21 protein-coding genes are annotated in these 21,230 nt (G+C 72.0%); 15 read left to right on the top strand and 6 right to left on the bottom strand.

Annotation, left to right across the window (positions count from 1 at the left end; all coding sequences use genetic code 11):
• Positions 1 to 39: 39 nt before the first annotated feature.
• From rsfS to holA, 7 genes are all read left to right on the top strand, one after another.
• A complete protein-coding gene (rsfS, locus tag G6038_RS21585; protein ID WP_165039803.1) occupies positions 40 to 543 on the top strand; it encodes a ribosome silencing factor in 504 nt (167 codons plus the stop codon).
• The gene (locus tag G6038_RS21580) at positions 540 to 1,193 is read left to right on the top strand and encodes a histidine phosphatase family protein (RefSeq protein WP_165039802.1); all 654 of its coding nucleotides are present in this window, start codon (positions 540 to 542) and stop codon (positions 1,191 to 1,193) included. Before rsfS ends, G6038_RS21580 begins: the two co-directional genes overlap by 4 nt.
• A complete protein-coding gene (octT, locus tag G6038_RS21575; RefSeq protein ID WP_165039801.1) occupies positions 1,180 to 1,953 on the top strand; it encodes a diglucosylglycerate octanoyltransferase in 774 nt (257 codons plus the stop codon). The genes G6038_RS21580 and octT overlap by 14 nt, the downstream gene beginning before the upstream one ends.
• 5 nt (positions 1,954 to 1,958) lie before the next feature.
• Positions 1,959 to 2,777: a DegV family protein gene (locus G6038_RS21570; protein WP_165039800.1), complete on the top strand. Its 819-nt coding sequence runs from the start codon at positions 1,959 to 1,961 to the stop codon at positions 2,775 to 2,777.
• A gap of 92 nt (positions 2,778 to 2,869) precedes the next feature.
• A complete protein-coding gene (locus tag G6038_RS21565; RefSeq protein ID WP_165039799.1) occupies positions 2,870 to 3,691 on the top strand; it encodes a ComEA family DNA-binding protein in 822 nt (273 codons plus the stop codon).
• Complete coding sequence (locus tag G6038_RS21560; RefSeq protein WP_165039798.1) at positions 3,688 to 5,226, top strand: ComEC/Rec2 family competence protein; 1,539 nt, start codon at positions 3,688 to 3,690, stop codon at positions 5,224 to 5,226. The genes G6038_RS21565 and G6038_RS21560 overlap by 4 nt, the downstream gene beginning before the upstream one ends.
• A complete protein-coding gene (gene holA, locus G6038_RS21555; protein ID WP_165039797.1) occupies positions 5,223 to 6,191 on the top strand; it encodes a DNA polymerase III subunit delta in 969 nt (322 codons plus the stop codon). The genes G6038_RS21560 and holA overlap by 4 nt, the downstream gene beginning before the upstream one ends.
• Positions 6,192 to 6,253: 62 nt before the next feature.
• Here holA and rpsT read toward each other — a convergent pair whose 3' ends face one another.
• Positions 6,254 to 6,514, bottom strand: coding sequence for a 30S ribosomal protein S20 (gene rpsT, locus G6038_RS21550; RefSeq protein WP_003937021.1), 261 nt, complete (start codon positions 6,512 to 6,514; stop codon positions 6,254 to 6,256).
• Positions 6,515 to 6,704: 190 nt separating this feature from the next.
• Here rpsT and G6038_RS21545 point away from each other — a divergent pair, with 190 nt between their 5' ends.
• The 4 genes from G6038_RS21545 (at position 6,705) to G6038_RS21530 (ending at position 11,188) form a co-directional block, all read left to right on the top strand.
• The gene (locus G6038_RS21545; protein WP_206025419.1) at positions 6,705 to 8,378 is read left to right on the top strand and encodes a circularly permuted type 2 ATP-grasp protein; all 1,674 of its coding nucleotides are present in this window, start codon (positions 6,705 to 6,707) and stop codon (positions 8,376 to 8,378) included.
• A complete protein-coding gene (locus G6038_RS21540; protein ID WP_165039796.1) occupies positions 8,378 to 9,349 on the top strand; it encodes an alpha-E domain-containing protein in 972 nt (323 codons plus the stop codon). Before G6038_RS21545 ends, G6038_RS21540 begins: the two co-directional genes overlap by 1 nt.
• Before the next feature lie 8 nt (positions 9,350 to 9,357).
• On the top strand, positions 9,358 to 10,188 hold the full coding sequence (locus tag G6038_RS21535; RefSeq protein ID WP_165039806.1) for a transglutaminase family protein: 831 nt from the start codon (positions 9,358 to 9,360) through the stop codon (positions 10,186 to 10,188).
• Between the two features lie 130 nt (positions 10,189 to 10,318).
• On the top strand, positions 10,319 to 11,188 hold the full coding sequence (locus G6038_RS21530) for an aquaporin (RefSeq protein WP_206025417.1): 870 nt from the start codon (positions 10,319 to 10,321) through the stop codon (positions 11,186 to 11,188).
• 96 nt (positions 11,189 to 11,284) lie between these two features.
• Here the strand turns inward: G6038_RS21530 and G6038_RS21525 are convergent, their stop codons facing one another.
• Positions 11,285 to 11,854, bottom strand: a complete 570-nt coding sequence (locus tag G6038_RS21525) for a type II toxin-antitoxin system PemK/MazF family toxin (RefSeq protein WP_165039795.1) — start codon at positions 11,852 to 11,854, stop codon at positions 11,285 to 11,287.
• A 188-nt stretch (positions 11,855 to 12,042) separates the two neighbouring features.
• Between G6038_RS21525 and lepA the strand changes: the two genes are divergently transcribed.
• Positions 12,043 to 13,830 carry a translation elongation factor 4 gene (gene lepA, locus G6038_RS21520; protein WP_346772880.1) on the top strand — a complete coding sequence of 596 codons (1,788 nt, stop codon included), beginning with the start codon at positions 12,043 to 12,045 and terminating at the stop codon, positions 13,828 to 13,830.
• Positions 13,831 to 13,836: 6 nt separating this feature from the next.
• Entirely contained in the window at positions 13,837 to 14,769 is a 933-nt protein-coding gene (locus G6038_RS21515) for a nitronate monooxygenase (protein WP_165039794.1), read from the top strand.
• Between the two features lie 4 nt (positions 14,770 to 14,773).
• On the opposite strand, the gene G6038_RS21510 is transcribed toward G6038_RS21515, so the two are convergent.
• Positions 14,774 to 16,732 carry a glycoside hydrolase family 15 protein gene (locus G6038_RS21510; RefSeq protein ID WP_165039793.1) on the bottom strand — a complete coding sequence of 653 codons (1,959 nt, stop codon included), beginning with the start codon at positions 16,730 to 16,732 and terminating at the stop codon, positions 14,774 to 14,776.
• Positions 16,733 to 16,796: 64 nt separating this feature from the next.
• On the opposite strand from G6038_RS21510, the gene G6038_RS21505 reads away from it, so the two are divergent.
• Together G6038_RS21505 and G6038_RS21500 are read left to right on the top strand one after the other, a co-directional pair.
• A complete protein-coding gene (locus G6038_RS21505; RefSeq protein ID WP_165039792.1) occupies positions 16,797 to 17,003 on the top strand; it encodes a hypothetical protein in 207 nt (68 codons plus the stop codon).
• Positions 17,004 to 17,102: 99 nt separating this feature from the next.
• Positions 17,103 to 18,134, top strand: coding sequence for an extracellular solute-binding protein (locus tag G6038_RS21500; RefSeq protein WP_165039791.1), 1,032 nt, complete (start codon positions 17,103 to 17,105; stop codon positions 18,132 to 18,134).
• Between the two features lie 84 nt (positions 18,135 to 18,218).
• Here G6038_RS21500 and G6038_RS21495 read toward each other — a convergent pair whose 3' ends face one another.
• From G6038_RS21495 to G6038_RS21485, 3 genes are all read right to left on the bottom strand, one after another.
• Positions 18,219 to 19,103, bottom strand: coding sequence for a universal stress protein (locus G6038_RS21495; RefSeq protein ID WP_165039790.1), 885 nt, complete (start codon positions 19,101 to 19,103; stop codon positions 18,219 to 18,221).
• A gap of 72 nt (positions 19,104 to 19,175) precedes the next feature.
• Complete coding sequence (locus G6038_RS21490; protein ID WP_165039789.1) at positions 19,176 to 19,931, bottom strand: CbiX/SirB N-terminal domain-containing protein; 756 nt, start codon at positions 19,929 to 19,931, stop codon at positions 19,176 to 19,178.
• Positions 19,928 to 21,229, bottom strand: coding sequence for a GTP-binding protein (locus G6038_RS21485; protein WP_165039788.1), 1,302 nt, complete (start codon positions 21,227 to 21,229; stop codon positions 19,928 to 19,930). Before G6038_RS21485 ends, G6038_RS21490 begins: the two co-directional genes overlap by 4 nt.
• Position 21,230 lies beyond the last annotated feature (1 nt).

The following is a 21,230-nucleotide window of genomic DNA, read 5'->3' as shown; positions in this document are numbered from 1 at the left end:
CCCCGAGTCCCATCCCCACCCCGAGAGGAAGACCACGCAGTGACGGCAACTGCAGAAGCCATCGAGATGGCACGCATCGCGGCCCGCGCGGCCGACGAGAAACTGGCCACCGATGTCGTGGTGCTGGACGTGTCCGAGCAACTGGTCATCACCGACTGCTTCGTGATCGCCTCCGCGGCCAACGAGCGTCAGGTCAACGCCATCGTCGACAACGTCGAGGAGAAGCTGCGGCTGGCTGGGCACAAGCCCGTGCGGCGCGAGGGCACCCGCGAGGGTCGCTGGACGCTGCTGGACTACGTCGACGTGGTGGTACACATCCAGCACGACGACGAACGCAACTTCTACGCCCTCGACCGGCTGTGGAAGGACTGCCCGGTGATCACCGTCGACGGCATCGGCGCCCCCGCGCCGGCCGACGACACCGGCGCCCCCGCGCCGGCCGACGACACCGGCGCCCCCGCGCCGGCCGCCGACACCGGCGCCCCCGCGCCGGCCGACGATGACACCACGCCCACCGCGGACGACACGCCGGGCGACCGGTGACCCATCGGGTACCGGTCCGGCGACTGATCCTGGTGCGCCACGGGCAGACCGAGTACAACGCCACGAGCCGGATGCAGGGGCAGCTCGATACCGAGCTGTCCGAGCTGGGGCGGCGTCAGGCCGTGGCCGCCGCCCGGATCCTCGTCGAGCACCGGCCCGTGGCGATCGTCTCCTCCGATCTGCGGCGCGCCTACGACACCGCCGTCGAACTCGGTGACCAGGCCGGTCTGCCGGTGGAGATCGATCCGCGGCTGCGTGAGACCCACCTCGGCCGGTGGCAGGGCCTGACCCATCACGACGTGGACTCGGTGTCCCCGGGGGCGCGGGCAGCGTGGCGGGCCGACGCCACCTGGGCACCCCCCGAGGGGGAGAGCCGGGTCGACGTGGCCCGGCGCAGCGCCCCGGTGATCCAGGAACTGCTCGACAAACACGAGCAGTGGGTGCAGCGGCCGATCATCGTCGTCGCGCACGGCGGACTGATCGCGGCACTGACCGCCGCGCTGCTCGATCTCCCGGTCGACCGGTGGCCGGTCCTCGGCGGGCTCGGCAACACCGGCTGGGTCCAGCTCAGCGGATACGGGGACCAGCCCGCGTGGCGGCTCGACGTGTGGAACGCGACGGCGACAGTGGCGGCCGATGACGTCCTCTGAGCCACGGCCGGTGGCCGGCCCGCAGCGGCCGACGCTGCTCGTGATCGGTGACTCGCTCAGCTACTACGGCCCGAAGGGCGGACTGCCGGCGGACCATCCGGGGATCTGGCCGAACATCGTGGCGCGGGAACTCGACTGGGACGTCGAACTCGTCGCGCGGATCGGGTGGACGACCCGCGACGCATGGTGGGCGATGACGCAGGATCCACGCGTGTGGGCGACGATCCCACGGGCCGGTGCCGTCGTGCTGGCCGTGGGCGGCATGGACACCCTGCCGTCCCCCCTGCCGACGGCGCTGCGGGAGACCCTGCGCTACGTGCGGCCGCCGCGCCTGCGCCGCGTCGTGCGGGAGACCTACGGATGGCTGCAGCCCCGGCTGTCGCCCCTCGGCTGGCCGGTGGCCTTGCCGCCCCGGGTCAGCGTGGACTACCTCGAAACCATCCGCGAGTCGCTGGCGTACATGCGGCCGGACCTGCCCGTGATCGGCACGCTGCCGTCGGTGCATCGCAGCGAGCAGTATCGCGCGGTGCACCGCGGCCGTCCCGCCGCGGCCCGGGCGATCAACCGGTGGGCGTGCGAAAAGTCGGTTCCTCTGGTCGATCTCGGCGAGGCCGTGCACGCGGACATCCACTCCGGCGAGGCGAACCCGGACGGCATTCACTGGGGTTGGAACGGGCACAGCGAAGTGGCCGCCGCGGTTCTCGAGGCGGTACGGATGGTGCGCCGGGATGCGCGCGCCGCCGCGGAGGACATACGGTAGGCGGCGTGTCTGTAGTTGTGGTGACCGACTCGTCGTGCTGTCTCGACCCGGAAGTGGTGGAGCGGTACGGCATCCGTGTCGTGCCGCTGCACGTGATCGCCGACGGTGTCGAACTGCGCGAGGGCGTGGACGATCTGCCCGCGGACCTGTCCGGCGTCACCACCTCCGGTCCCTCCCCGGCCGAACTGACGGAGGCGTACGCCGAGGCGCTGTCGGACAGCGGCGGTGACGGCGTGGTCGCCGTGCACCTGTCCCGTGAGCTGTCGGGTACCTGGTCGGCCGCCCGCTACGCCGCCGACGCCCTCGGCGACCGGGTTCAGTTGGTCGACAGTCGCACCACCGCAATGGGATTGGGATTCGCCGCCCTGGCGGGGGCGGAGCTGGCCCGGTCCGGTGCGAGCGCGCGGGCCGTGTACGAACGGGCTGTGGAGGTCGCCGCCCGCAGCCGGACCCTGCTGGTGGTCGACCGGCTCGACCATCTGCGCCGCGGTGGCCGCATCGGCACCGCCACGGCCCTGCTGGGCACCGCTCTGGCGATGAAGCCGGTGCTGCACCTCGTCGACGGCCGGTTGGTGCTGCGGGAGAAGACCCGCACCATGACCAGGGCGATGGCGAAGCTGGTCGACGGCGTCGTCGACACCGCGGACCCGGTGACAGCGGTAGCCGTCCACCACCGCGAGGCCCCCGAACGCGCCGAGCAACTCGCCGCACAGCTCGCCGAGCGGTTGCCCGCCGGCACCGCGCTGTCGGTGTCCGAACTCGACGCGGTTCTCGGCGCACACGTCGGTCCCGGTGCCGTCGGGGTGGTCGTCTCTCGCGCGTAGAGGTTGTCCACAGGCGGACGATTCATCCACAGATTCGCCGGATCGCTTCGGCGGTCGCGTGGACGGCGGCCGGATCCGGTTAGCGTCGCGCCATGGGCAGCAGCGACGAGCACGATCTCGTGCGCAGCCGGCTCGACGCGATCGCCCGGTCCGGCGGCGATCGGGCATCGGCGGCGCCGACGATCCCGCACGAGGCGGACGACGTCCCGCACCCGTGGTACGACGCGGCCGGAACCGTCGAGCCGCCGGGTCCGCTCGAGCGGTTGCGCGCGGCGCGCTGGCAGACCGGCCGGGGTGGGACCGGGGCCCTCGCGGCAGTCGGTGTCGTGGCGGTGCTCGCCACCCTCGTCGTGGTCTGGGGCGATCGTCCCGTCGCGGAGCCGGTACCGCCGCTGCCGGCGGTGGAGGTTGCGGCACCGGCGGCCGACCCCGTGGCGTCCCGGCAGGACGCGGCGCCGGACGAGGTGGTGGTCAGTGTGGTGGGCCTGGTGGGCAAGCCCGGTCTGGTGCGGGTCGCGCCCGGCGCGCGGGTCGCCGACGCTCTCACCGCCGCGGGCGGCACCCTCGACGGTGCGGACCTGACCAACCTGAATCTGGCGCAGCGGCTCGCGGACGGAGACCAGGTCGTGGTCGGCGCGTCGCCGCCGGTTCCGCCGGCGAGCGGGGTGTCCGGCTCCGGTGGCGAGGGTGGGGTCGGGGGGCCCGGCGCACCCCCCGGGGCGGGGCTGGTGAACCTCAACACCGCCGACGAGGCGACCCTCGATGCGCTGCCCGGTGTCGGTCCCGTCACCGCGGCCGCGATTGTGACGTGGCGCCGGGACAACGGGCCGTTCACCGACGTCGAACAGCTCGCCGAGGTCGACGGGATCGGTCCCGCTCGGCTGGCGCGCCTGCGGACGCTGGTCGTGGTGTGACCGCGTCCGACCGCGACGACGCGCGACTGGTGCCGGGCGCGGTCGCGGCGTGGGCCGCAACCGCGCTCGGGTTGCACGCCGGCTGGCGGGTCTCGCTCGGGATCGCGGCGACGGCCGCCCTGTGCGCGGCGGCCACGGTCGTCGTGGCACGGCGACGACGGCTTCGTGCGGCGGCCCGGCCGCTGCTCGCCGCTCTCGTCGTCGCTGCCGGATTCTCTGCGGCGGTCGCACTGCGGGTGTGGGCGGCCGAGACGCATCCGCTCGCCGCCGCGGCCGCACGCGCCGGCTGGGCCACCCTCGTAGTCGAACCGACGGAGGATCCGAAAAGATTGGGAGACAGTGCTTTCGGCGGGGACCAGGTGCTGGTTCCGGCGACGTTGCGGCGCGCCGAGCTGGGGTCCGACCGGTACTCGGGCGGCGGCGCCGTCGTGGTGTTCGCCCCTGTCGACGAGTGGGCTGAGCTGCTGCCGGGCCAGCGGATCACCCTGCGCGGACGGCTCGCCGAACCGGACGGCGCGGATCTGACGGTGGCCGTGGTCCGTGTCGACAGCCCGCCCCGGTCGGTGCAGGCGCCCTCGCGGGTGCAGCAGTGGGCGGGACGGATCCGCGAGCGGCTCGCCTCGGCGTCCGGAGCGGTGCTCCCGCCCGCTGCGGCCGGGCTTCTGCCGGGCCTCGTCGTCGGCGACACCTCACGGCTGTCCGACGACGTCCGGGAGAGCTTCCGGGTGGCGGGACTGACCCACCTGACCGCGGTATCCGGTGCCAACGTCAGCATCGTCCTCGGCGCGGTGCTCCTCGCCGTGCGGGGCCTCGGCTTCGGCCCCCGCACGGGCACCGCGCTCGCGGCGGTCGCCCTGGTGGCGTTCGTCGTGGTCGTACGCCCGTCGCCGAGCGTGCTGCGCGCCGCCGCGATGGGAGCGATCGGGTTGCTCGCTCTGGTGACGGGCCGGCGGCGGCACGGACTGCCGGCCCTCGCGGGCGCGGTGGGTGCCCTGCTCGTCGCCGCACCGGAACTCGCGACGGACGTCGGGTTCGCCCTGTCGGTCGCGGCCACCGCCGGGCTGGTGCTGGTGGCACCGGCCTGGGTGACCCGGCTGCGGGCCCGCGGCTGGCCCCGCTCGGCGGCGGAGGTGTGCGCCGTCTCGGCGGCCGCGTTCGTCGTGACCGCCCCGATCGTCGCCGCACTGTCCGGCACCGTCAGCGTCGTGGCGGTCGCGGCCAACGTCCTCGTCGCGCCGGTACTTCCGCCGTTGACCGTGCTCGGCACCATCGTCGCGGTGGTCTCCACGGCGTCGCCGACGGCGGCGGAGCTGCTCGCCCGCGGGACCGCGCCCATGCTGTGGTGGATCCTCGAGGTGGCGGACCGCGCGGCCCACCTGCCCCTCGCCGAGGTGCCCGTGCCGGGTGGTGTGGGCGGAGCAGTCGCCGTCGTGGGCGGGCTCGTCGCCGCTCGGTGCCTGCCGCGACTGCGGCGTGGACGCCGGCCCGGGGCACCGGCGGTGATGTCCGGGCGTCGTGGCACGATCGATCCGTGAACAACCCGCAGCTGCATCTCGTGCTCGGTGACGAAGACCTTCTCGTCGAACGTGCCGTCGCGCGGATCGTCGGTGACGTCCGGGGGCGGACGGGTGCGGGGTCCGAGCTGCCCGTCTCGCGGCTGCGCGCCGGGGACGCGGGCGCGGCCGAACTCGCCGAGCTGCTCAGCCCGTCGCTGTTCGCCGAGGACCGGGTGGTCGTCCTCGAATCCGCCGCGGAGGCCGGCAAGGACGCCGTCGCGCTGATCCTCGACGCGGCGACCGAACCGGCCGAGGGGGTCTCCCTGGTCGTCCTGCACAGCGGCGCCGGCCGCGCGAAGGCCATGGTGGGCGCCCTGCAGAAGTGCGGCGCCGAGACCCACGAGTGCGCCAGGATCACCAAGGCGGCCGAGCGGGTGGACTTCGTGCGTGCGGAGTTTCGCGCGGCGGGTGTGCGGGTCGCGCCGGAGGTCGTGCAGGCGGTGATCGACGCCGTGGGCTCCGACCTACGGGAGCTGGCAGCGGCGTGCAGCCAGCTGGTCGCCGACACGGGCGGCAAGATCGATGCCGCAGCCGTGCAGCGCTACTACTCCGGCAAGGCCGAGGTCACCGGGTTCGAGGTGGCCGAGAAGGCCGTCGCGGGCGACGAGCCGGGGGCGCTGGAATCGTTGCGGTGGGCGACGCATCGGGGTGTCGCGCACGTCCTGCTCGCCGACGCCCTCGCGGATGCTGTCCACACGATCGCGCGGGTCGGCTCGGCCGGGCGCGGGGACCCGTTCAAGATGGCATCCGAGCTCGGGATGCCCCCGTGGAAGGTGAAGAAGGCGCAGGCTCAGGCACGCGCGTGGGACCCGGGATCGATCGGGGCGGCGCTACAGATCGTGGCCGACCTCAATGCCGACGTCAAGGGCGCGGCCGCGGATGCCGACTACGCGGTGGAGCGCGCCGTGCGCCGCGTCGCGGGGCTGGCCGGCCGGACTCACTAGACGCCGGAAGCCGCCCGGTCCGAGGGACGGGGCGGCTTCGGGAGCAGAGCTTGCGTTCTACCTCAGAGTCCGTTGGCGACCTTGGCCAGAGCGGACTTCTTGTTGGCGGCCTGGTTGGCGTGGATCACGCCCTTGCTGGCAGCCTTGTCGAGCTTGCGGCTGGTGGAGACGAGGAGCTCGGTGGCCTTGTCCTTGTCACCGGCGGCCGCGGCCTCGCGGAAGGAACGGATCGCCGTGCGCAGCGAGGACTTGACCGACTGGTTGCGGAGTCGGTTGCGCTCGTTGGTGCGGATCCGCTTCACCTGGGACTTGATGTTGGCCACGCGTAAAATCCTGTCGTCTTGCTGGTAGTTGGTCGGAAAGCTCTGGGCGCACTACGGCACCGACAGACGACGATACCAGCGGCCCGTCGCAAACCCCAAACCGGGCACCGGAGCCGCCGGTGGTGACGGGCAGGTGACAAGCGGGTTTCCGGCACTGCACGCCCCGGCATCCTGTAGCAGGATTCCGGGCATGAGCAGCCGAACGACCGTCGCCCGACCCCCCGACCGCTCCCGCTCGCGCAGGCGCTCCGACGGGGTGTTCGACGGCTACCGCGACGTGCCCGGCTATACGCTCGCGTTCGACGAGATGTTCGACGACGCCGGTGGGGTGCGAGCCCCCTACCGTCGGCTGCACCAACGGTTCGTCTCCACCGGCGCCGACGAGCTCGCCGCCCGCACCGAGGCCCTCGGCCGCGCCTTCACCGACCAGGGCGTCACCTTCTCCCTGTCCGGACAGGAGCGGCCCTTCCCGCTCGACCTGATGCCCCGGGTCATCGCGGCGGCGGAGTGGGCCCGCCTCGAACGGGGCATCACCCAGCGGGTGAAGGCGCTCGAGATGTTCCTCGACGACGTCTACCGCGAGCAGCACATCCTCCGCGACCGCGTCATCCCCAAACGGCTGGTGACGTCGTGCGAGCACTTCCACCGCGAGGCCGTCGGTATCGTCCCGCCCAACGGCGTCCGGATCCACGTCGCGGGCATCGACCTGGTCCGCGACGAGAACGGCACGTTCCGGGTCCTCGAGGACAATCTGCGCTCGCCGTCCGGGGTGTCGTACGTCATGGAGAACCGGCGGGTGATGGCCCGGATCGCCCCGGACCTGTTCCGCGAGCACCGGGTGCGTCCCGTCGGCGACTACGCCTCGCACCTGCTGCGGGCGCTGCGGGCGGCTGCCGCGCTCAACGCCGCCGACCCGACGGTGGTGGTGCTGACCCCCGGCGTGGCCAACTCCGCGTACTTCGAGCACTCCCTGCTGGCTCGCCAGATGGGTGTCGAACTCGTCGAGGGCCGGGACCTGTTCTGTCGTGACAATGCGGTCTACATGCGCACCACCGAAGGCGAACGGCAGGTCGACGTGATCTACCGCCGGATCGACGACGCCTTCCTCGACCCGATGCAGTTCCGTCCCGACTCCGTGCTCGGCGTCGCCGGCATCCTCAACGCCGCCCGCGCCGGCAATGTCGTGATCTCGAGCGCCGTCGGCAACGGTGTCGGCGACGACAAGCTCGTCTACACCTACGTCCCCGAGATCATCGACTACTACCTCGGCGAGAAGCCGCTGCTCCCGAACGTCGACACGCTGCGCTGCTGGCTGGACGACGAATGCGAGGAGGTGCTCGACCGTCTCGACGAACTCGTGATCAAGCCGGTGGAAGGCTCCGGCGGGTACGGCATCGTCTTCGGTCCCGACGCCTCGCCCGCCGAGCTGAAGACCATGTCCCGCAAGATCCGCAACGACCCGCGCAGCTGGATCGCCCAGCCCGTCGTGCAGTTGTCCACCGTTCCCACCCGGGTGGGGGACCGGCTCGCGCCGCGACACGTGGATCTGCGGCCCTTCGCCGTCAACGACGGGGAGGAGGTGTGGGTGCTGCCCGGCGGTCTCACGCGCGTCGCGCTGCCCGAAGGGTCGCTCGTGGTGAACTCGAGTCAGGGCGGCGGCAGCAAGGACACGTGGGTGCTCGCCGCGCGCAGTTCCGGGGAGGAGCGAGAACTCGGCGGCACCCAGGTGGTCGACCGGCCGGCGCACGGTGCGCAGGTCGAGCACGGACCCGACATCGGCGGCCCGCAACAACAGCAGCAACAGCAGCAACAGCAGCAACAGCAGCAGCAGCAGCAGCAGAGCGGGCTCGGGGGTGTTCGCTGATGCTGGCCCGCAATGCCGAGTCCCTGTTCTGGATCGGCCGCTACGTCGAACGCGCCGACGACACCGCCCGCATCATGGACGTCGCGGTGCACCAGCTGCTCGAGGACTCCACGGTCGACCCCGACCGTACCTGCCGGCAGCTGCTGCGGGTACTCGGATTTGCCGAGCCGCCGGGCGTGCTGGACGTGTCCACCGTGGTCGACCTGATCGCGTTCGATCGGAAGGGGCAGGGATCGATCGTCGATTCCGTCGCGCACGCGCGCGAGAACGCGCGCGGCGCCCGCGAGGTCACCTCCAGCGAGATGTGGGAGTGCCTGAACGCCACCTACAACGGTCTCGCCGAGCGCAAGCGGGCCGCCCAGCGGCTCGGACCGCACGAGTTCTTCCGGTACGTCGAGGAGCGCGCGGCGATGTTCGCGGGCCTGGCCGACTCGACGCTCAGCCGCGACGACGGCTATCGCTTCCTGCTGCTGGGCCGGTCCATCGAACGCGTCGACATGGTGGTGCGGCTGCTGCTCTCCCGTGCGGGCGACCGCCCGGGTTCGCCGACGTGGGCGACGGTCCTGCGGTCGGTCGGTGGTCACGACACCTACCTGCGTACCTACCGCGGTGCCCTCGACGCGAGCCTGGTGCTCGAATTCATGCTGCTGGACCGGCTGTTCCCGCGGTCGGTGTTCTTCGCCATCAGCGAGGCCGAGCGGTGCCTCGGTGCGCTCGACCGGCATCCGCACAGCCGGGTCGGTGCCCGGGACGAGGCGCAACGCCTGCTCGGCCGTGCCCGCAGCGAACTCGAGTTCCTCGCCCCCGGACGGCTGCTCGAGGATCTGCAGACGCGCCTGCAGTCGCTGCAGGAGATGTGCCGGCAGGTCGGCGAGGCGATCGCGCTGCAGTACTTCCATGCAGCGCCGTGGGTGGCCTGGACCGATGCCGGCGCGGCACAGGGGGAGACGATCGTGGAGGGTGAGTTGTGACCTGGCGGATGCGAGTGGTCCACAAGACGGGGTACGCGTACGACGCGCCGGTCACCTCGTCGTACAACGAGGTGCGGCTCACGCCCCGCGCGGACAGCCGGCAGACCGTCGTGCTCAACCGGGTCGAGACCACCCCGGCGACACGGTCGTACCGGTACGTCGACTACTGGGGCACGGCGGTGACCGCGTTCGACCTGCACGCGCCGCACACCTCGCTGGAGGTGACCGGGCTGTCGGTGGTGGAGACCGAGGAGACCGCGGTGCCCGACGAGGCGCTCGGATGGGACGAACTGCGCAGCGAGGAGAACCGGGACCGCTACGACGAGGTGCTGTTGCCGTCGCGGTACGTGCCGGCCGATCGCGGTCTCGCCAGGATCGCCCGGCAGATCGCCAAGGGCGCCGATCCGGTGGCCGCGGTGCTGGCCGCGGCGCAGTGGGTGCACGACGAGATGTCCTACGTCCCGGGTACGACGGGGGTGCACACCTCGGCCGTGCAGGCCTTCGACGAACGCGAGGGGGTCTGCCAGGACTATGCGCACCTGACGCTTCTCCTGTTGCGCGGCATGGGAATTCCCAGCCGGTACGTGTCCGGATACCTGCATCCGACGGCCGCTGCCCCCGTCGGGGCGACGGTCGCGGGGGAGTCGCACGCATGGGTCGAGGCCTGGACCGGTTCGTGGTGGGGTTACGACCCGACCAACGCCACGGTCGTCGGTGAACAGCACGTGTCCGTCGGTACCGGCCGGGATTACGCGGACGTGCCGCCGCTGAAGGGCATCTACTCCGGCGGCGGTTCGACGGCACTCGACGTTGTTGTGGAGGTCACCCGGCTTGCGTAGTGTCCGCGGTGTCTTGTTGCGGTAGTGCTGTGCGGCCTGTGAGCCCGTCTTCGACCCGCGGTGCTCGCCAGTGCCGAAGTTCGACACATCGGATCCGGTCCTGCGGGACCGCACGACGCGAGGTGGGCGCATGACGAACGAACGCGAGACCGGCCACGAGGGCCGGGCGACGGACCGGGCACCCGGAGCCGCCGAGCACGAGACCGCGCTCGAGGCCGTGGAGAAGGACGAATTCTCGGACGCCAAGAAGTACGCCGCGGAGGCGATCGGCACGTTCGTGCTGGTCTTCTCCGCGGTCGGCACGGCGGTGTTCGCCGGGGACAAGGTCGGCAATCTCGGCGTCGCGCTGGCGTTCGGGCTGACCCTGCTGTTCCTCGTCTACGCCATCGGGCCGATCTCCGGATGCCACGTGAACCCGGCGGTGACGGTCGGCCAGCTCGCGATCGGCCAGGTCACCCCCAAACGGGCGGTGTTCTACCTCGTGGCCCAGGTCCTCGGCGGCCTCGTCGCGGGCGTGACGATCTACTCGGTGGCGCAGTCGCTGCCCACCTACGACCGGGCCGTGCAGGGGCTCGGCGCCAACGGCTGGGGCCCGCACAGCCCCTCGGCGGTGGAGGGCCCGCTCGGCGGGGTGCTCATCGAGGGTTACGGGATCGGGGCGACCATGATCGTCGAGGTGCTGCTGACCGCGCTGCTGGTGTTCGTGGTGCTCGCCGCGACGGACCAGGCCTCGGACGTCCTGCTGGCCGGGGTGTCGATCGGATTCACCCTGGCGGTGATCCACCTGGTCTCGATCTCGATCGACAACACCTCGGTCAATCCGGCACGGAGCATCGCGGTCGCGCCGTACCAGGACGGCGCGCTCGGACAGCTTTGGCTGTTCATCCTGTTCCCGCTGATCGGCGGCGCCCTCGGGGCGCTGGTCTACCGGTCGCTGTTCGGGCGGTTCGCCGGATTGCGGCCGTCCGCGGCGCCGGTGGCGGGTGCCCGCCGGCGGTAGTGCGAGGGCCGGCTGCCGTCGGCGGTAACGCAACGGCCGGCTGCCGCCGGCGGTAACGCGACGGCCGGCTGCCGCCGGCGGTAACGCAACGGCCGGCTACCGCCAGCCGTACTCGGCGCGAAGGCGCGCGGCGACCTGCTCGAACCGGGCCCGGTCGAGCACCGCGCCTTCGCGCCGGATGCCTTCCTCGGGCACGTCCAGCACGCGGTCCAAGCGGACCCAGCTCGGCCGGTTGCCCGCGTCCCAGCTGCCGGTGCCCAGCGCCATCCAGTCGCGGTGACCGTCCCGGTCGTTGTTCGACGACAGCATCAGGCCGAGCAGGGTGCCACCGTTGCGTCCGACGACGAGCACGGGCCGGTCCTTGCCCTGGATCGCGTCCTCCTCGTAGGCCACCCACGTCCACACGATCTCGCCGGGGTCCGCGCGGCCGTCGAGATCGGGGGCGTAGGCGATCCGCCGGGCGCGCTGCGCGGTGGGAGCGGTGCGGGAGGTCACCGGGCGGCCGGGCTTCGGGGCCGGCCGGGCGGTTTCGGCTGCACCGGAGCCGAGCGCGGTCCGGGCCCGGTCGAGGGCGCCGGAGCGCTGCACCTGCTCGAGCAACCGCGGTCCCTGCTCGACCGCGAATCGTCCCAGTTGCCTGCCCAGTTTCTTCCATGTGCCAGCCACGTCGGCGAGCTTAGCGGCGTCCGGCGCCGCACAGGTGCGGCCGCGGGACCGGACCCGGCGCGACTTGGATATTCTGCAGGGGTGACCGCGGCCCTGCCAGGGCCGCTGCCCGTCCGAGTCAGGAGCCCGACATCAGCACCTTCGCCGACACCACGTTCACGGACCCCGCGAAGATCCGGAACTTCTGCATCATCGCGCACATCGACCACGGCAAGTCGACGCTCGCGGACCGCATGCTGCAGCTCACCGGGGTGGTCGAGGAGCGCCAGATGCGGGCCCAGTACCTCGACCGGATGGACATCGAGCGCGAGCGTGGGATCACCATCAAGGCCCAGAACGTGCGGCTGCCGTGGCAGGTCGACGGCGAGGACTACGTGATGCACCTCATCGACACGCCCGGGCACGTGGACTTCACGTACGAGGTCTCCCGTGCGCTCGAGGCATGCGAGGGCGCGGTGCTCCTCGTCGACGCCGCCCAGGGCATCGAGGCGCAGACCCTCGCGAACCTCTACCTCGCTCTCGACAAGGACCTGACGGTCATCCCGGTCCTGAACAAGATCGATCTCCCCGCGGCCGACCCGGACCGCTACGCCGCCGAGCTCGCCCATATCGTCGGCTGCGAGCCCGAGGACGTGCTGCGCGTGTCGGGCAAGACGGGCGTGGGCGTGCCGGAACTGCTCGACGAGGTGATCCGGCAGGTGCCGCCGCCGGTCGGCGACCCCGACGCGCCGGCCCGCGCGATGATCTTCGACTCGGTGTACGACACCTACCGCGGCGTCGTCACGTACGTGCGGGTGGTCGACGGGAAGATCGTGCCCCGCGAGAAGATCAAGATGATGTCCACCGGCGCCACCCACGAGCTGCTCGAGGTGGGCATCGTCTCGCCCGAGCCGAAGGCCACCGCCGGTCTCGGCGTCGGCGAGGTCGGCTATCTCATCACCGGCGTGAAGGACGTGCGTCAGTCGAAGGTCGGCGACACCGTCACCTCTGCCCGCGGCGGCGCCGCCGAGCCGCTCACCGGCTACCGCGAGCCCCGCCCGATGGTCTACTCCGGCCTGTACCCGGTGGACGGGTCGGACTACCCCGTCCTGCGCGACGCCCTCGACAAGCTGCAGCTCAACGACGCCGCGCTCACCTACGAACCCGAGACGTCGGTGGCCCTGGGCTTCGGGTTCCGGTGCGGCTTCCTCGGCCTGCTGCACATGGAGATCACCCGGGAGCGGCTCGAGCGCGAGTTCGGCCTCGACCTGATCTCCACCGCCCCCAACGTGGTCTACCGCGTGGTGCTCGAGGGCGGGCAGGAGCACGTCGTCACCAACCCGTCGGACTGGCCCGAGGGCAAGGCCCGCGAAATCTACGAGCCGATCGTCAAGTGCACGATCATCTCCCCGAGCGAGTTCATCGGTTCGATCATGGAGCTGTGCCAGTCGCGGCGCGGCGAACTCGGCGGCATGGACTACCTGTCCGAGACCCGCGTCGAGCTGCGCTACACCCTGCCGATGGCCGAGATCATCTTCGACTTCTTCGACTCGCTGAAGTCCCGCACCCGCGGCTACGCCAGCCTCGACTACGAGGAGGCCGGCGAGCAGGAAGCCGCGCTGGTGAAGGTGGACATCCTGCTGCAGGGCGAGGCCGTCGACGCGTTCAGCGCGATCGTGCACAAGGACGCGGCGGCCGCGTACGGCAACAAGATGACCACCAAACTCAAGGAGCTCATCCCGCGGCAGCAGTTCGAGGTCCCGGTGCAGGCGGCGATCGGGTCGAAGATCATCGCCCGGGAGAACATCCGCGCGATCCGCAAGGACGTGCTCGCCAAGTGCTACGGCGGCGACATCAGCCGCAAGCGCAAGCTGCTCGAGAAGCAGAAGGAGGGCAAGAAGCGGATGAAGACGATCGGCCGGGTGGACGTCCCGCAGGAGGCGTTCGTGGCCGCGCTCTCGTCCGAGGCGTCTTCCGACAAGCCGAAGGGGAAGTAGCCCACCGTGCTCGAGACCTGGCTCACGCGCACCCTGGGCGTCACCGTCCCGCTGCTCGGCGCCCCGATGGGAGGCCGCGCCGGCGGCCGGCTGGCCGGCGAGGTGACCCGCGCAGGTGGCCTCGGCCTGATCGGAGCCGCGCGCTACAACACCCCGCAGTGGCTGGCGGCCGAGTCGGCGGTGGCCCGCGAACTCGGCGGCGGGCTGCTCGGGTTCGGCCTGATGACGTGGTCGCTGGCCGCCGACGACAGTCTCCTCGACGCAGTGCTGGCCGAACGGCCCCGGGTGGTGTCGCTGTCCTTCGGCGATCCGGCGCCCTATGTGCCGCGCGTGCACGCGGCGGGCGCCCTGGCGATCTCCCAGATCAACACGATCGAGGACCTGCGGATCGTCGAGGCCGCCGGGGTCGACGCCGTCGTCGCGCAGGGACACGAGGCCGGCGGGCACACCGGCCGCATCGGGACGCTGCCGCTCCTGCAGGAGGTGCTCGAGTCGACGTCGCTGCCGGTGCTCGCCGCCGGCGGCATCGCGTCCGGACGGGGACTGGCCGCGGTTCTCGCGGCCGGCGCCGAGGGCGCGCTCGTCGGCACCGCCCTGCTGGCGAGCCCCGAGACGGTGGGCCCGGAGTACGCCCGGGACAGGCTCGTCGCGGCCGGCAGCACCGACACCGTCTACACCGACGTCTTCGACCGGGCCCGGCACCAGCCGTGGCCGGCGCGGTGGGGCGGCCGGGCCCTGGTGAACGACTACACCGCCGAGTGGCACGGGCGCGGCGCCGACGAGGAGACCCTCGCCGCCGCGTACGACGGCAACGACCCCCGGCTCGGCGTGGTCTACGCGGGCGAGGCCGCCGGACTCGTGCGGGAACAGCGGCCCGCCGGCGAGATCGTCCGCGACATCGCGACCCGCGCGGAGGAACTGCTGCGCCGCTTCGGGTAGCGGGTCAGGGCGCCGGACGCGCGGGCAGGAACTCCCCGGCCGCGATCTGTTCCTCCGCGCGGATCACGTGCACGACCGCGTTGATCTGCGCCAGGTGGGTGAACGCCTGGGGGAAATTGCCCAGGTGCCGGCCCGAGCGCGGGTCGATCTCCTCGGCGTATAGCTTGAGCGGGCTGGCGTAGCCGAGGAGCCGTTCGCACAGGACGCGGGCCCGTTCCACCTCGCCGATCTCCACCAGGGCGGAGACCAGCCAGAACGAGCAGATCGTGAAGGTGCCCTCCTCGCCGGTCAATCCGTCGTCGGTGGAGTCCACCCGGTACCGCAGGACCAGTCCGTCCTCGGTCAGTTCGTCCTCGATCGCCAGGACCGTCGCCCGCACCCGCGGGTCGTCGGCCGGCAGGAACCGCAGCAGCACGACCAGCAGCGCGGACGCGTCCAGGGAGGGATGACCGTAGCGCTGGGTGAACACCCCGCGCTCGTCGACGCCGTGGGCGAGGATGTCCGCCTTGATCTCGTCGGCGACGGAGTCCCACCGCGCGGCGTGGTCCGGGCGGCCCTGCATGCGCGCCAGTCGCGCGCCGCGGTCGAGGGCGACCCAGCACATCACCTTGGACGAGGTGAAGTGCTGCGGCTCTCCCCGTACCTCCCAGATGCCGCGATCGGGCAGGCGCCAGTGGTCCTCCGCCTGGCCGACGAGCCGCTGCACGGCCGGCCAGAAGGTCTGGGGCATGTGTCGCCGGGTCCTCGCGTGCAGGTACACCGAGTCGAGCATGGCGCCCCAGATGTCGTGCTGCGTTTGGTGATACGCATCGTTGCCGATGCGCACCGGACGGGCCCCGTCGTAGCCGCACAGGTGGTCGAGCTGCGATTCGGTGAGCACGCGCTCCCCGCCTACGCCGTACATCACCTGCAGCGGCTGCAACCGGCCGTCCTCGCTGCGGGAGGCGTCGGAGATGAACGCGAAGAACGCGTCGGCCTCCCGGTCGAGGCCGAGGGTGTACAGGCCCCACAGTGCGAACGTGGAATCCCGCACCCATGCGTAGCGGTAGTCCCAGTTACGTTCTCCGCCAGGCGTTTCCGGAAGCGAAGTGGTGGCCGCCGCGAGCAGGGCGCCGGTCGGTGCGTAGGTCAGGCCCTTGAGGGTCAGGGCGCTGGCCTGCAGATAACTCCGCCAGGGGTGATCGGGGAAACGGCCCGTGGTGATCCACTCGCGCCAGAAATCGGCCGTCTCCGCCATTTTCGCGGCGGCTTCCTCGAACGTGGCGGGACACTGCACATCCGACCACGACAGTGCCACGAACGCCTTGTCGCCCTTGACCATCCGGGTTCGTGCCCGGGCCTCGCCGCCCTCGAGTCCGAGCCGGAGGTCGGTGGTGAGCCGCAGTTCGGGATGCTCGCCGGGTTCGCCGCCCGTGCAGACCGCGGTGGCCTCCTCGTACACCTTGCCCGTGTACTCCCAGCGCACCGGGGCGCGGTGGTAGTCGAACGCCGGCGCACAACTGACGTCGAGTTCCACCGTCCCGCTCACGCACCGGACGGTGCGCAGCAACATGTGCTCGGCGTCCCAGTCCGTCGGCGTCCGGGTGTGAGTGCGCGATCGCTCCTGGACGGCATGCCAGGGTCCCATCACGAGCGCGTCCCGCACCACCATCCATCCCGTCTCGGTCTGCCACGTGGTCTCGAGGATCAGTCCGCCGGGCAGGTACCGGCGTGCGGCGGGGACGGTGCGGTCGTGCGGTCCGACGCGGAAGTAGCCGGCGCTGCGGTCGAGAATCGCCCCGAACACGCTGGGCGAGTCGGGCCGGGGTAGGCACATCCATTCCACCGCCCCGTTGCGCGCGATGAGGCATGTCGTTTCGCAGTCCGACAGGAACGCGTAGTCGTCGATCGGTGGGTACGGGCTGCGGTGTGGCGGGTGGGAATGCGCGGCGGAGATCCCGGATCCCTGAAACGTCTGTGCCATCACCTCATGATCCCGGCATCCGGCCGTCGGCGTCCACCGAAACGGCGACGGCTAGGGTGGGGGCGTGGATCGGGTGGCTTCGTGGTGGGACGGCTTCGAGTTGTGGCTGGCCGGCCTTCCCTTCGTCCCGCAGGTCGCGCTGGTGCTGGTCGTCATGGTGCCGTTGTGCGCCGGCGTGGCCTGGCTGCTCGACCGCGCCCTCGCGGGCGTGCTCGCCGCCGTCGGACGCAGAGAGCCGGCCGCGTCCGAACGGAAGACGGAGGATTGCTGACATGCCACGCTCGCGCGTGACCCTGGCCCTGCTGGCCCTGCTCGTTCTCGTCGTCGTGGCCTGGCTGCTGACCCGCTGACCCCGCGCCGGAGGTACATCGTGAAATCTCGTCCGGGCCGGCACGTCGCGGCGCTCACCGCGCTCACCGCCGCGGTGCTCACCGCGTGTTCGGCCGGCCCCGGCGATCGCGGCGACGCGGCCGAGGCCGGCTCCGGGGTTCCCGGGCCCACCGTCGACCTGGACGCCCACGACGGTGCCCGGACCGCGCTGGACACGGTGATCGCCGCGTTCGGTGCCACCGACGCCGGCGAGGACGTCCGCTTCGACGTCGCGTCCGGACCCTCCGCGCAGCAGGCCGCCGCCGTCGTGGACGGTGCCTCGGCCGATTTCGTCACCTTCGCATCGGTGCCGGACCTGACCGGACTCGTCGATGCGGGGCTCGTCGACCCGGACTGGAACGCGGGAGCGTACCGGGGAGTCCCGTACGGGTCCGTCGTGACGATGGTCGTGCGGGAGGGCAATCCCCGGGGCGTGGCGGGCTGGGACGATCTGCTCGCGCCCGGCCTCGAGGTGATCACCCCTGACCCGTCGGCCTCCGGGGCGGCGAAGCTGAACCTGCTCGCCGCGTACGCCGCGACGAGCGACGGCGGCGCCGATCCGCAGGCGGGGCTGGACTACCTCGCCGCGCTCGTCGGCGACCACGTCGAAACCTCGCCCGCGAGCGGCGAAGAGGCCGTGGAAGCGTTCGTGCAGGGCACCGGCGACGTGCTGCTCCTCCCGGAACACGAGGCGTTGCGGCTCGAGCGCGACGGCGCCGCCGTGCGGCGGGTACCCCTGACCACCACTCTCCGGATCGACAGCCCCGCCGCGGTGATCGACAACGCACCCGACGTGCGGGCGGCGCAGGACTTCAACGACTTCCTCTACACCGTGGAGGCGCAACGGCTGTGGGCTGCGGCCGGATTCCGACCCGCCGACCCGGGCGTCGCACGCGAGTTCGCCGACGACTTCCCGGCCCCCGAAAGGCTGTGGACCGTCGAGGATCTCGGTGGCTGGAGCACGGTCGACGCCGAGCTGTTCCGGCCCGGTACCGGCAGTATCGCCGTGATCTACACCGACGCGGCGAACTAGAGCGACGGAGTCGGGGATCCGCGCGCCCTGCGGACTGCTGCGCCGGAAATTCCTTGCGCGACCGAAGGTTCACGGACGCGTGCGTCACTCGCGGCAGATGAGTACCGGGCAGCGGGAGTGGTGGAGCAGGCCCTGGCCGGTGGAGCCGAGCAGGGCCGACGCGATCGTGCTGCGACCGTGACTGCCCACCGCGACGAGTTGCGCGTCGATGGAGCGCTCGATGAGGGCCACCATCGCGCCGCGCCGCTCGAGCTCCGTCCGCATCTCGACGTCGGGATACCGCTCACGCCATCCGGCCAGGCTCTCCGCGAGGTCGGCGGCCTTCTGCTCCGCGTACGTCGACCAGTCGACGAAGCGGGCGGACTCGTCGTAGCCCCGCAGGGTCGACTGCTCGGTCCACGCATGCACGGCGATCAGCGGTGCGCCGAGGAACGACGCGAACTCGAACGCATGCTCGACGGCGGCGTTGCTCAACGCGCTGCCGTCGACGCCGACGACGACCGGCCGGGTGTCCACCTCCTCGTGGTCGCCCTCGCCACGCCACGCCACGACCGGGCAACGGGCGTGGTTGGCGACGCGGACGACGTCGGAGCCGGCGAACATCGAGCGCAGCTCGCCGGTCGTGGTCCGGCCCACCACCAGCAGGCGGGCGGTCTTCGACAGTTCGACGAGGGTCTTCGCGGGCGGTCCCGGCCGGCTGCTGCATTCGACGGTGACGTCCGTGCGGCCGTCGAGAGCCGCCTGGCGGGCGCGTTCGAGCAGCCGTTCGCTGTCGGCCTGCAGGAGCTTGGCGAACTCCTCCTTGGATCTGCCGCCGGTCGCGCTCGGCGCATCGGGTAGCACGTTGACGAGGTGCAGCGGCTCGCGGAAGATCCGGGCGGCGGATGCGGCCCAGTGGGCCGCGGAGAACGAGCCGTCCGAACCGTCGATGCCGACTACGATCCCGTGCCGAATCGGTGCTGTGGCCATGACGATGCCTCCTTGCCTCGACTCCAGTCTGTGCCGATACGACCGGCGTGCGCCAGAGGCAATCGGTGGATGTCAGGCGATGAGGTGCTCGGCGGTCCCGGCGTGCACGAGCGACTGCCGGTAGCGCTCGTCGATCACGAGCCCGACGGCATCGGAGGCCGCGAGGGTGCCGGCGCAGCTGACCTCGGGGAACGCCGCTCGGGCGGCGGCGAGGGCGCGGTCCCACAGCAGACCGGGGGCGAGCATCCACGGCGCGAGCACGAGGGTGGTGGCGCCGGCGGCGCGCAGGTCCGACAGGGCGTCGACGACGGTCGGTGCCGCGGCGGTGGCGAAGCACGTCCGGCCCCACGCCCACGACGTGCCCCGCAGCAGGCGCGGGGTGATCGCGTCGGTGGTGGCGTTGGCGTCCCGGCGGCGGGATCCGACCGCGCACAGCGCGACGCCCACCGTCGGGTCGGTCCGGGAGACACCGGTGGCGGCGATCGCCTCGCGGGCCGCCGCGACGAGACGGTCGTCGGCGCCGAGGACGTCCGCCTGGATCACGTCGAGGAGCGGGTGCCGGACGCGGGCCTCGGCGAGGAGTGCGGGCAGGTCCACGCGGGCGTGGAAGGCGCTGCCCAGCAGCAACGGGACCACCACCACGCGGCGGTGCCCCTCGGCGGCGACGGCGTCGACGACCTGCCCCACCGACGGGGTGTTCAGGTCCAGGAACGCAAGCCGCACGTTCCGGCCCGGATGGCGTTCCCGCAGCACCGCGAGCACGGCAGCCATGGCGCGCGCCGAGCGCGGGTCACGGCTGCCGTGCGCGACGGCGACGAGCGGGATCATGCGGGGACGCGGTCCCCGAGTTCGATCTCGGCGAGGCTGTTGCCCACCAGGCCCGCGGCGAGGGTGTTGCCGCCCGCGGGGTCGATGAGCAGGAAGCTGCCCGTGCGGCGGTTGACCTTGTAGTCGTCGGCCGCGATGGGCTCGGCGACCCGGACGGTGATGCGGGCGATCTCGTTGAGCTCGAGCGACTCGGGGGTGGGAACCGAGGTCAGGGTCTGCTCGTCGAAGCGCTCCTCGAGCGTCCCGACGATCGCCTGCGTCGTGCGGGTGCCGTGCTTGAGCAGCAGCCGGGCGCCGGGCCGCAGCGGCTTCTCCGCCAGCCAGCACACCGTCGCCTCGAACTGGCCGATCGGTTCCGGGGCGGCGGCCGGGGCCGCGATGACGTCGCCGCGGGAGACGTCGACGTCGTCCGCGAGGACCAGCGTGACGCTGCGGCCGGCGTGCGCGACGTCGAGCTCGCCGTCGGCGGTGTCGATCCGCTCGATCGTGGTCCGGGTACCCGCGGGCAGGATCACGACCTCGTCGCCGGGACGGACGCTGCCCGCCGCAATCTGTCCGGCGTAGCCGCGATAGTCCGGGAACTCGGCGGTGCGGGGCCGGATCACGTACTGGACCGGGAACCGCAGGCCGATCTCGTGGCGGCCGTGGACGTCGGCGTCGACCGGGACGGACTCGAGGTGCTCGATGAGCGTCGGACCGTCGTAGTACGGCGTGTTCTCCGAACGGACCGCGACGTTGTCCCCGTGCAAGGCGGAGACCGGTATCTCCTGCACGTCCTCCGGGGACCAGCCGAGCGACCGCGTCAGGGCGTTGAACTCGCCGCAGATGTCGGCGAAGACGCGTGCCGGGTCGTCGACCAGGTCGATCTTGTTGACCGCCAGGACGAGCTTGGGCACGCCGAGCAGCGCGAGGACGGCGGCGTGCTTGCGGGTCTGCGAGATCACGCCCTTGCGGGCGTCGACGAGCAGCACCACGAGCTGGGCGGTGGACGCACCCGAGACGGTGTTGCGGGTGTACTGCACATGTCCCGGGGTGTCCGCCAGCACGAAGCTGCGCCGGGGTGTGGCGAAGTAGCGGTACGCGACGTCGATGGTGATGCCCTGTTCGCGCTCGGCGCGCAGGCCGTCGACGAGCAGGGACAGGTCGGGGGTGTCGAGACCCTTGTCGACCGAGGCGCGGGTGACCGCGTCGATCTGGTCGGCCAGCACGGACTTGGTGTCGTACAGCAGCCGGCCCACGAGGGTGGACTTGCCGTCGTCGACGCTGCCGGCAGTGGCGAGTCGAAGGAGGTCGCTCATG

The organism is Rhodococcus sp. 14C212, assembly GCF_011058195.1.
GTDB classification, from domain to species: Bacteria; Actinomycetota; Actinomycetes; order Mycobacteriales; family Mycobacteriaceae; genus Rhodococcus; species Rhodococcus aetherivorans.
Note: the sequence above shows the minus strand (reverse complement) of the source record. Positions and strands in the feature narration are given on the sequence as shown.